The 11,099-nt window shown below is 58.4% G+C and carries 7 protein-coding genes and 1 pseudogene; all 8 read left to right on the top strand.

Annotated elements, in window-relative coordinates:
* The first annotated feature begins 167 nt into the window (after positions 1 to 167).
* The 8 genes and pseudogenes from AC1DH9_RS13535 to AC1DH9_RS13500 all read left to right on the top strand — a co-directional run bounded on the left by AC1DH9_RS13535 (position 168) and on the right by AC1DH9_RS13500 (position 11,072).
* On the top strand, positions 168 to 2,999 hold the full coding sequence (locus AC1DH9_RS13535; protein ID WP_477808287.1) for a 2-oxoglutarate dehydrogenase E1 component: 2,832 nt from the start codon (positions 168 to 170) through the stop codon (positions 2,997 to 2,999).
* Between the two features lie 42 nt (positions 3,000 to 3,041).
* The gene (gene odhB / locus AC1DH9_RS13530) at positions 3,042 to 4,262 is read left to right on the top strand and encodes a 2-oxoglutarate dehydrogenase complex dihydrolipoyllysine-residue succinyltransferase (protein WP_477808286.1); all 1,221 of its coding nucleotides are present in this window, start codon (positions 3,042 to 3,044) and stop codon (positions 4,260 to 4,262) included.
* Between the two features lie 111 nt (positions 4,263 to 4,373).
* Positions 4,374 to 5,810, top strand: coding sequence for a dihydrolipoyl dehydrogenase (lpdA, locus tag AC1DH9_RS13525; protein WP_019692318.1), 1,437 nt, complete (start codon positions 4,374 to 4,376; stop codon positions 5,808 to 5,810).
* 196 nt (positions 5,811 to 6,006) lie between these two features.
* Complete coding sequence (gene sucC / locus AC1DH9_RS13520; RefSeq protein WP_477808285.1) at positions 6,007 to 7,173, top strand: ADP-forming succinate--CoA ligase subunit beta; 1,167 nt, start codon at positions 6,007 to 6,009, stop codon at positions 7,171 to 7,173.
* The gene (gene sucD, locus AC1DH9_RS13515) at positions 7,173 to 8,054 is read left to right on the top strand and encodes a succinate--CoA ligase subunit alpha (RefSeq protein ID WP_017127973.1); all 882 of its coding nucleotides are present in this window, start codon (positions 7,173 to 7,175) and stop codon (positions 8,052 to 8,054) included. Before sucC ends, sucD begins: the two co-directional genes overlap by 1 nt.
* Positions 8,055 to 8,467: 413 nt before the next feature.
* Positions 8,468 to 9,710: pseudogene (gene brnQ / locus AC1DH9_RS13510) on the top strand (branched-chain amino acid transport system II carrier protein).
* A 223-nt stretch (positions 9,711 to 9,933) separates the two neighbouring features.
* A complete protein-coding gene (locus AC1DH9_RS13505) occupies positions 9,934 to 10,671 on the top strand; it encodes a DUF599 domain-containing protein (RefSeq protein ID WP_019692314.1) in 738 nt (245 codons plus the stop codon).
* A complete protein-coding gene (locus tag AC1DH9_RS13500; protein ID WP_427545757.1) occupies positions 10,671 to 11,072 on the top strand; it encodes an MAPEG family protein in 402 nt (133 codons plus the stop codon). Before AC1DH9_RS13505 ends, AC1DH9_RS13500 begins: the two co-directional genes overlap by 1 nt.
* The last annotated feature ends 27 nt before the right edge of the window (positions 11,073 to 11,099 follow it).

Genomic DNA, 11,099 nt, shown 5'->3' with positions numbered 1-11,099 from the left:
GGCTGCGGCTCTTATTTTGAAGAAATGAGACAAGCAGGGGCATCCGGGCTGGTACCCGGACTATCAGCGTGATCCTAAGTGGCTTGTTTTGGTCGCTGCATTCGGACTTCTGCAAGCTTGCTCGGTGTCTTCGCCGATGGTGTTCCCCTAACCGAGGGTGACCAAGCATGCAAGAAAGCGTGATGCAGCGCATGTGGAACAGCGGCTATCTTTCAGGTGGTAACGCTGCCTATGTGGAAGAGCTTTATGAGCTCTACCTGCACGACCCTAACGCTGTGCCAGAAGAGTGGCGCACCAAATTTCAGACGTTGCCCGCTGACGGCAACGCTGCCACCGATGTATCGCACTCGACGATTCGCGATCATTTCGTGCTGCTGGCAAAGAACCAGCGCCGCGCCCAACCGGTTTCCGCCGGCAGCGTGAGCAGTGAGCACGAGAAGAAGCAAGTTGAAGTACTGCGACTGATCCAGGCCTACCGGATGCGTGGCCACCAGGCAGCCCAGCTTGACCCGCTGGGGCTGTGGCAGCGTCCTGCACCTGCAGACCTGTCGATCAATCATTACGGCTTGACCAATGCCGATCTTGATACGACCTTCCGTGCCGGCGACCTGTTCATCGGCAAAGAGGAAGCGAGCCTACGCGAAATTCACGAAGCGTTGCAGCAGACATATTGCCGCACCATCGGCGCTGAATTTACCCACATCGTCGATTCCGAGCAGCGCCAGTGGTTCCAGCAGCGTCTGGAAGGTGTGCGCGGTCGTCCGGTGTATTCGGCCGACATCAAGAGCCACCTGCTCGAGCGCGTCACCGCAGGCGAAGGTCTGGAAAAATACCTGGGTACCAAATACCCGGGCACCAAGCGTTTCGGCCTGGAAGGCGGCGAAAGCCTGATTCCGATGCTTGACGAGCTGATCCAGCGCTCCGGTTCCTACGGCACCAAGGAAATCGTTATCGGCATGGCCCACCGTGGCCGTCTGAACGTGCTGGTCAACACCTTCGGCAAGAACCCGCGAGAGCTGTTCGACGAGTTCGAAGGCAAGAAGAAGGTCGAGCTGGGTTCCGGTGACGTTAAATATCACCAGGGCTTCTCCTCCAACGTAATGACCACAGGCGGCGAAGTCCACCTGGCCATGGCGTTCAACCCGTCCCACCTGGAAATCGTTTCGCCAGTGGTCGAGGGTTCGGTCCGTGCCCGTCAGGATCGTCGTAACGATCCGACCGGTGAGAAAGTCCTGCCGATTTCCATCCACGGTRACGCGGCATTCGCCGGTCAGGGCGTGGTCATGGAAACCTTCCAGATGTCGCAGACTCGCGGCTTCCGGACGGGCGGTACTGTTCACATCGTGATCAACAACCAGGTTGGCTTCACCATCAGCAACCCGGAAGACTCGCGTTCCACCGAGTACGCCACCGACGTTGCGAAAATGATCCAGGCGCCGATCCTCCATGTGAATGGTGATGATCCGGAAGCCGTATTGTTCGTGACCCAGCTGGCTATCGACTACCGCATGCAGTTCAAGCGTGACGTGGTGATCGACCTGGTCTGCTACCGTCGTCGCGGCCACAACGAAGCGGACGAGCCAAGCGGCACCCAGCCTCTGATGTATCAGCAGATCACCAAGCAGCGCACCACGCGTGAGCTGTATGCCGATCGTCTGACCCAGAGCGGTGTGCTTGACGTTGCACGTGTTCAGGCGAAAGTCGACGAATACCGCAACGCGCTGGACAACGGCCTGCACGTAGTGAAAAGCCTGGTCAAGGAACCGAACAAAGAGCTGTTCGTCGACTGGCGTCCGTACCTGGGCCACGCCTGGACTGCGCGTCACGACACCACGTTCGATCTGAAGACCCTGCAAGAGCTGTCTGCCAAGCTGCTGGAAATCCCGGAAGGTTTCGTGGTTCAGCGCCAGGTTGCGAAGATCTACGAAGACCGTCAGAAAATGCAAGCCGGCGGCCTGCCGATCAACTGGGGTTACGCCGAAACCAYGGCGTACGCGACCCTGGCGTTCGAAGGTCACCCGATTCGCATGACCGGCCAGGACATCGGCCGCGGTACGTTCTCGCACCGCCATGCGGTATTGCACAACCAGAAAGACGCGGGCACCTACATCCCGTTGCAACACCTGTACGAAGGCCAGCCACGTTTCGACCTGTACGATTCGTTCCTGTCCGAAGAAGCCGTACTGGCGTTCGAATACGGCTACTCCACCACCACGCCTGACGCGCTGGTGATCTGGGAAGCCCAGTTCGGCGACTTTGCCAACGGTGCCCAGGTGGTTATCKACCAGTTCATCACTAGCGGTGAGCACAAGTGGGGCCGTCTGTGCGGTCTGACCATGTTGCTGCCACACGGTTATGAAGGTCAGGGTCCGGAGCACTCTTCGGCTCGTCTGGAGCGTTACCTGCAGCTGTGCGCCGAGCACAACATTCAGGTGTGCATGCCGACTACGCCGGCCCAGATCTACCACTTGCTGCGTCGCCAGGTGATTCGTCCCCTGCGCAAACCACTGGTAGTGCTGACTCCGAAGTCGCTGCTGCGTCACAAGCTGGCCATCTCGACCCTGGAAGATCTGGCCGAAGGTTCGTTCCAGACCGTTATCCCGGAAATCGATGCGCATGATCCGAAAAAGGTCACTCGTCTCGTGCTGTGTAGCGGCAAGGTCTACTACGACCTGCTGGAAAAACGCCGTGCCGAAGGTCGTGATGACATCGCCATCGTGCGTCTTGAGCAGTTGTACCCATTCCCTGAGGACGACTTGATTGAAGTCCTGGCTCCTTATTCCAACCTCAAACACATCGTTTGGTGCCAGGAAGAGCCGATGAACCAGGGTGCCTGGTACTGCAGTCAGCATCACATGCGTCGCATCGTTGGCGGTCACAACAAGTCTCTCGTACTCGAGTACGCGGGCCGTGACGCTTCTGCTGCACCTGCATGTGGTTATGCATCGATGCACGCCGAACAGCAGGAAAAACTGCTGCAAGACGCCTTTACTGTTTAACGCCTTCGCGCACCTGAAACCGAATTTAAGGAACCACAGACAATGGCTATCGAGATCAAAGCCCCCACTTTCCCGGAATCGGTTGCCGATGGCACCGTTGCCACCTGGCACAAAAAACCGGGCGACGCGGTCAAGCGCGACGAACTGATCGTCGACATCGAAACCGATAAAGTCGTACTGGAAGTGTTGGCTACCGCTGATGGCGTTCTGGGCGCTATCGTCAAGAACGAAGGCGACACCGTTCTGTCCGACGAAGTCCTGGGCTCCATCGGAGAGGGCAGTGCTGTTGCCGCCGCTCCAGCCGCTGCTGCTGCTGCGCCTGCACAGGCTGCTGCTTTGTCCGTTGTTGGCGAAGATGATCCTGTTGCTGCACCAGCTGCTCGCAAGCTGGCTGAAGAAAGCGGCATCAACATCGCTTCCGTTGCCGGTACTGGCAAAGGCGGTCGTGTGACCAAGGAAGACGTGGTTGCAGCCGTTGCTGCCAAGAAAGCCGCTCCGGCTGCCGCGCCTGCCAAGGCCGCTGCCCCGGCTGCCGCTGCTCCTGTGTTCGCTGCTGGCGACCGCACCGAGAAGCGCGTGCCGATGACCCGCGTGCGTGCAACCGTGGCCAAGCGCCTGGTTGAAGCACAGTCGAACATGGCGATGCTGACGACCTTCAACGAAGTCGACATGACTGAAGTCATGGCCCTGCGTTCGAAGTACAAGGACCTGTTCGAGAAGTCCCACAACGGCGTGCGCCTGGGCTTCATGTCGTTCTTCGTGAAAGCGGCCACCKAAGCGCTGAAACGCTTCCCGGCTGTCAACGCTTCCATCGACGGCGGCGACATCGTCTACCACGGCTACGCTGACGTCGGCGTTGCTGTGTCCAGCGACCGTGGCCTGGTGGTGCCGGTTCTGCGTAACGCCGAACTGATGAGCCTGGCTGAAATCGAAGGCGGCATTGCCAACTTCGGCAAGAAGGCTCGCGACGGCAAGCTGACCATCGACGAAATGACTGGTGGCACGTTCACCATCACCAACGGTGGTACATTCGGCTCGATGATGTCGACCCCGATCGTCAACCCGCCGCAAGCGGCTATCCTGGGCATGCACAACATTCTGCAGCGTCCAATGGCGATCAACGGTCAGGTTGTTATCCGTCCGATGATGTACCTGGCTCTGTCCTACGATCACCGCTTGATCGACGGCAAAGAAGCTGTGACCTTCCTGGTTACCATCAAGAACCTGCTGGAAGACCCGGCTCGTCTGCTGCTGGATATCTGATTTCGTTGCACGGGCCGCTCAGCGATGAACGGCCCATCTGTAATGACCAGCTTCGTCCCACGACGGTCCCCTGAACGGGATCGTCCGGTTTGATTCGAGAAGGAATGACACATGACTCAGAAATTCGACGTGGTAGTGATTGGTGCGGGCCCTGGCGGCTACGTAGCTGCCATTAAAGCGGCGCAACTTGGCCTTTCGACTGCCTGCATCGAGAAATACACCGATAAAGAGGGCAAGCTGGCCCTCGGCGGTACTTGCCTGAACGTCGGCTGCATTCCGTCCAAGGCGCTGCTGGACAGCTCCTGGAAGTTTCACGAAGCTCAAGACGGCTTCGCGATCCACGGCATCAACCACGCTGGCGTGACCATGGACGTGCCAGCAATGGTCGGCCGCAAGGCTAACATCGTCAAAGGCCTGACCTCTGGCGTTGCCACCCTGTTCAAAGCCAACGGCGTGACCTCCCTGCAAGGCCACGGCAAACTGCTGGCCGGCAAGAAAGTCGAACTGACCAAGCCTGACGGCAGCGTCGAAATCATCGAAGCCGAGAACGTGATTCTCGCTTCGGGCTCGCGTCCGATCGACATTCCACCGGCTCCGGTTGACCAGAAAGTCATCGTCGATTCGACGGGCGCACTGGAATTCCAATCGGTTCCAAAACGTCTGGGCGTGATCGGCGCTGGCGTGATCGGCCTGGAACTGGGTTCGGTATGGTCCCGTCTGGGCGCTCAAGTGACTGTCCTGGAAGCCCTGGACACGTTCCTGATGGCTGCTGACACCGCCGTTTCCAAAGAAGCGCTGAAAACCCTGACCAAACAAGGTCTGGACATCAAGCTGGGCGCGCGCGTTACCGGTTCCAAAGTCAACGGCGAAGAAGTCGTGGTGACCTACACCGACGCCAACGGCGAACAGACCATCACCTTCGACAAGCTGATCGTAGCCGTTGGTCGCCGTCCAGTGACCACCGATCTGCTGGCTGCCGATAGCGGCGTGACCATCGACGAGCGTGGCTTCATCTTCGTTGACGACCAGTGCGCGACCAGCGTTCCGGGCGTTTATGCGATCGGTGACGTGGTTCGCGGCATGATGCTGGCGCACAAGGCCTCGGAAGAGGGCATCATGGTTGTCGAGCGCATCAAGGGCCATAAAGCCCAGATGAACTATGACCTGATCCCTTCGGTTATTTATACTCACCCGGAAATTGCATGGGTGGGTAAAACCGAGCAGGCCTTGAAAGCTGAAGGCGTTGAAGTTAACGTCGGCACTTTCCCGTTCGCAGCCTCTGGCCGTGCCATGGCAGCCAACGATACCGGCGGTTTCGTCAAAGTGATCGCCGATGCCAAGACTGACCGCGTATTGGGCGTCCACGTGATTGGCCCGAGCGCAGCAGAACTGGTACAGCAGGGCGCAATCGGCATGGAATTCGGCACTAGCGCCGAAGACCTGGGCATGATGGTTTTCTCCCATCCGACCCTGTCCGAAGCCTTGCACGAAGCAGCTCTGGCAGTGAATGGCGGCGCCATTCACATCGCCAACCGCAAGAAGCGTTAAGACAATAAGAAACCACGGCGGAATGGCCCGTCGTGAGCCTTGCCTGCAAGACTCACCGCGGAAAATCCGCTGGACGCAGTCTTGCGTAGCTGTACCGGGTATCCGGAAAGGCTACGCAAGCAGCAGTCACAGGTGGTGCGGCACTTGAATGAGTGCAGCACCGAATGCGCAGTACCTAACGAAGACGGTAATAAGCATGAATCTTCACGAGTATCAGGGTAAGCAGCTGTTCGCTGAGTACGGCCTGCCAGTATCGACCGGTTACGCGGTAGACACCCCGGAAGCAGCAGCAGAAGCTTGCGACAAAATCGGCGGCAGCGAGTGGGTTGTCAAAGCCCAGGTTCACGCAGGTGGTCGCGGTAAAGCGGGCGGCGTCAAGCTGGTTCGCAGCAAAGAAGACGCTAAAGCATTCGCTCAACAGTGGTTGGGCAAGCGTCTGGTGACTTACCAGACTGATGCCAATGGTCAGCCAGTCACCAAGATCCTGGTTGAATCGTGCACTGATATCGCTAAAGAGCTGTACCTGGGCGCTGTCGTTGACCGTTCGAGCCGTCGCATCGTGTTCATGGCTTCCACCGAAGGTGGCGTGGACATCGAGAAAATCGCTCACGACACCCCTGAGAAAATCCTCAAGGCCACTATCGATCCACTGGTTGGCGCTCAGCCATTCCAGGGTCGCGAGCTGGCATTCCAGCTGGGTCTGGAAGGCAAGCAAGTTGCTCAGTTCGCCAAGATCTTCGTAGGTCTGGCCAAGCTGTTCAAGGATCACGACCTGGCTCTGCTGGAAGTGAACCCGCYGGTGATCAAGGCTGACGGCGATCTGCACTGCCTGGACGCGAAGATCAACATCGACGCCAACGCCATGTACCGTCAGCCTAAGCTGAAGACTTTCCACGATCCGTCGCAAGACGATCCGCGCGAAGCGCACGCTGCCAAGTTCGAACTGAACTACGTAGCCCTGGAAGGCAACATCGGTTGCATGGTCAACGGTGCTGGCCTGGCCATGGGTACCATGGACATCGTCAACCTGCATGGCGGCAAACCAGCCAACTTCCTCGACGTGGGCGGTGGTGCTACCAAAGAACGCGTTACCGAAGCGTTCAAGATCATCCTGTCCGACACTAACGTCGCTGCAGTATTGGTCAACATCTTCGGCGGCATCGTTCGCTGCGACATGATTGCCGAAGGCATCATCGGCGCTGTGAAAGAAGTCGGCGTGAAAATCCCGGTTGTTGTTCGCCTTGAAGGCAACAACGCTGAGCTGGGCGCTAAAGTACTGGCAGAAAGCGGTTTGAACATCATCGCTGCTACCAGCCTGACCGACGCTGCTCAACAAGTCGTTAAAGCTGCGGAGGGCAAATAATGAGCGTCCTGATCAATAAAGACACCAAAGTTATCTGCCAGGGTATTACCGGTTCGCAAGGTAGTTTCCACACCCAGCAAGCCATCGAATACGGCACCAAGATGGTTGGCGGCGTAACTCCAGGCAAAGGCGGCACCGAACACCTGGGCCTGCCAGTGTTCAACACCGTGAAAGATGCTGTAGCTGCCACTGGCGCCACCGCCAGCGTGATCTACGTTCCAGCTCCTTTCTGCAAGGACTCGATCCTGGAAGCAGCATTCGGCGGCATCAAGCTGATCGTTTGCATCACTGAAGGCATTCCTACCCTGGACATGCTGGATGCCAAGGTCAAGTGCGACGAACTGGGCGTGATCCTGATCGGCCCTAACTGCCCAGGCGTGATCACTCCAGGCGAATGCAAGATCGGCATCATGCCAGGTCACATTCACTTGCCAGGCAAGGTCGGTATCGTTTCGCGTTCCGGCACCCTGACCTACGAAGCTGTCAAGCAGACTACTGACGCCGGTTTCGGTCAGTCGACTTGCGTCGGCATCGGTGGTGACCCGATCCCGGGTTCGAACTTCATCGACATCCTGAAGCTGTTCCAGGAAGACCCGAAGACCGAAGCGATCGTCATGATCGGTGAGATCGGCGGTTCGGCTGAAGAAGAAGCGGCTGCCTACATCAAGGCACACGTGACCAAGCCGGTTGTTTCCTACATCGCTGGTGTGACTGCTCCTCCGGGCAAGCGCATGGGCCATGCTGGCGCAATCATCTCTGGCGGCAAAGGCACTGCAGACGAGAAATTCGCTGCTCTGCAAGACGCAGGCGTTAAAACCGTGCGTTCGCTGGCAGACATCGGCAAGGCCCTGGCCGAGCTGACTGGCTGGGCAGTCAAGTAAGCCTCGCGCTTAGCTGACGCTCCACCAGACAAAGGCCACCTTCGGGTGGCCTTTGTCGTTTCTGACGTTTATGTGGGGGAGCGGTGAGGGCCTCATCGCGAGCAGGCTCACTCCCACAGGTTTTATGAGCACTGAGATTCAATGTGGGAGCGAGCCTGCTCGCGATGGCTTACTTACTGTCGACAACCATTTAGATGCAAAAACACGACATGGATATGTCGCGCATCGGATAGTTCGCCCTGTAATAGTGCGTTTGTCAGACAAATTCGTTACGCTAGCCGCCATTTTGCGTTTGCTGCCCACAAGGACGCTGCGCGCTAAACGGGTCAGTCCTATACGGACCGACAGCATTTCCCTCACCCATAAGGGAAATCCCTCTCTAAATTCCGATTCAGTAGTGTGGTATTTCCTTAATGAAAGTGTTGAAAGGCCAGGACATCCTGGCACTCGGCTTTATGACGTTTGCCCTGTTCGTCGGGGCGGGCAACATCATCTTCCCGCCTATCGTCGGTTTGCAGTCCGGGCCTAATGTCTGGATGGCGGCGCTGGGCTTTCTGATCACCGCCGTCGGTTTGCCGGTGATCACCGTCGTCGCACTGGCCAAGGTCGGTGGCGCCATGGACACCTTGAGCAGTCCGATCGGCAAAATCGCCGGTGGCGTGCTGGCGGCCGCGTGCTACCTCGCTGTGGGCCCGCTGTTCGCCACCCCGCGGACCGCGACCGTGTCCTTCGAAGTGGGCCTGGCGCCGCTGACCGGCGAAAGCCCGCTGGCGCTGCTGCTCTACAGCTCGGTTTACTTCCTGTTGGTATTTTTCATCTCGCTGTACCCGGGCCGTCTGCTGGACACCGTGGGCCGTTTCCTCGCGCCACTGAAGATCATCGCCCTGGCCGTGCTCGGCATCGCCGCGTTCGCCTTGCCGGCGGGTGACATCGGCACCGCCACACCTGAGTACGTTGCGGCACCGTTCTCCCAGGGGTTCATCAATGGTTACCTGACCATGGATACCCTTGGTGCTTTGGTGTTCGGCATCGTGATCGTCAACGCCATTCGTTCTCGCGGCGTCGAGTCGCCAGCCCTGATCACGCGTTACGCGATCATCGCCGGGCTGATTGCCGGTGTCGGTCTGGCGCTGGTGTACGTGAGTCTGTTCCGCCTGGGTTCGGGCAGCCATGAAGTGGCCGTCGGCGCTACCAACGGCGCAGCGGTATTGCACGCGTATGTGCAACACACTTTCGGTTCCCTGGGCAGCGGCTTCCTGGCGGTGCTGATTTCCCTGGCCTGCCTGGTGACGGCAGTCGGCCTGACCTGTGCTTGCGCCGAATACTTCCCTGGGCCTGACCAAGCTGATCGCGTTCTCGATCCCGGTACTGACTGCAATTTATCCACCTTGCATCGTTCTGGTGGCGCTGAGCTTCTGCAAGGATTTCTGGCTGGAGCAGGGGCGCATCGTTGGCCCGGTAATGCTGGTGTCGTTCCTGTTCGGCATGATTGACGCGCTCAAGGGCGCGGGTCTGGCGGACTGGATGCCAACTCAACTGGCACACTTGCCGCTGGCCGAGCAAGGTCTGGCATGGCTGGTGCCTTGCTTCTTTACCCTGGTGGTTGCATTTGCGTGCGACCGTTTGCTGGGCAAGCGCAGCGAAGCCCTGGCCTGACGCTTCAAGGCCCGCCACAAGCGGGCGTTGAGCAACAACAGAAATGCCCCGTATCAATCGATACGGGGCATTTTTATGGGCGAGTGAAAATCTAATGTGGGAGCGAGCTTGCTCGCGAAGAGGGCATAACATTCAATAGGCGTGCTGACTGAAAGTCCGCTATCGCGAGCAGGCTCGCTCCCACAGGTTTTTGGTATACCGCTCACACACCACAGGGATACGCATGTCGTTCATCCACACCAATCTGATCCACATTATTGCCGCGCTCTGGTTTGTCATCTGCTGGGGCGGTTACACCCGTTACGCTATCTGGAAGGGCCGCGATACCGCGTGCCTGGCCAGTGTGCTGCACCTTTACCGCGAAGACTGGATGCGCCGCATGCTGCTGCGTGACAACCGCATCGCTGACGCCAGTGTGGTGGGCAACCTGGAGCGTAACGCCTCGTTCTTTGCCTCGAGCACTTTGATCATCCTCGCGGGTATTCTCACGGTGCTGGGCTCCTCCGAGCGGGCGCTGTCGTTGCTGGCCGACATTCCGATGGTTCAACAGGCTTCCCAAGGCATGTCGGAAATCAAGCTGCTGTGCCTGGCGCTGGTGTTCGTCTACGCCTTCTTCACCTTCAGTTGGTGCATGCGCCAATACAACTTCGCGGCGATCCTGATCGGCTCGGCGCCGATGATCGGTGAGCGCCACGTGTCCGAGCAGGAGCGCAAGGCCTTCGCTTCGCGTGCCGCGCGGGTGATCTCGATGGCGGCCAACCAGTTCAACTTTGGCCTGCGTTCTTATTACTTCGGCATGACCATGCTCGCCTGGTTCGTCAGTCCGTGGCTGTTCATGTTGATGAGCGCGGGCGTGGTGCTGGTGTTGTATCGCCGGGAGTTTCATTCCGACGTGCTCGACGTAATGGTCTATACCCCTACAGAGGCGCCATTGCCTGAGGCGATCAAAGAGGTAGCCTGATGAGTATCCCGTTCTGGTGCGTGTTTATCAGTGCCTTGCTGATTTTTATCGCCCGCATACCGGTGGCCAAGGCCATGAAAGAGCAGGGTGGTTACAACAATCACCTGCCGCGCGCGCAACAAGTACAGCTCACAGGCTTCGGCGCTCGCGCACTGGCCGCGCATCAGAACAGTTTCGAGGCCTTCATGCTGTTTGCGGTCGGGGTGTTGATGGCGCACACCACGCAAACGGCGGGGTGGCTGGTTGACGTTCTGGCAGTCATCTTCGTGATTGCCCGGGTGATCTACTTGTTGTGCTACTGGGCAGACTTGGCCTGGCAACGAAGTCTGGTGTGGTTTGTCGGCCTGGTCTGTTCGTTTTTGCTGATGCTTAGTCCGACCCTGCGCACGGTGTTGCTCTAACACTTTAGCGGCGAACACAATAAAGCC

Source organism: Pseudomonas sp. 05T35, from assembly GCF_056396605.1.
Note: the sequence above shows the minus strand (reverse complement) of the source record. Positions and strands in the feature narration are given on the sequence as shown.

Excerpts from the sequence above, each read along its gene's own strand:
- AC1DH9_RS13500 (WP_427545757.1), top strand. The coding sequence starts at position 10,671 with ATGAGTATCCCGTTCTGGTGCGTGTTTATCAGTGCCTTGCTGATTTTT.
- sucD (WP_017127973.1), top strand. The coding sequence starts at position 7,173 with ATGAGCGTCCTGATCAATAAAGACACCAAAGTTATCTGCCAGGGTATT.
- lpdA (WP_019692318.1), top strand. The coding sequence starts at position 4,374 with ATGACTCAGAAATTCGACGTGGTAGTGATTGGTGCGGGCCCTGGCGGC.
- AC1DH9_RS13505 (WP_019692314.1), top strand. The coding sequence starts at position 9,934 with ATGTCGTTCATCCACACCAATCTGATCCACATTATTGCCGCGCTCTGG.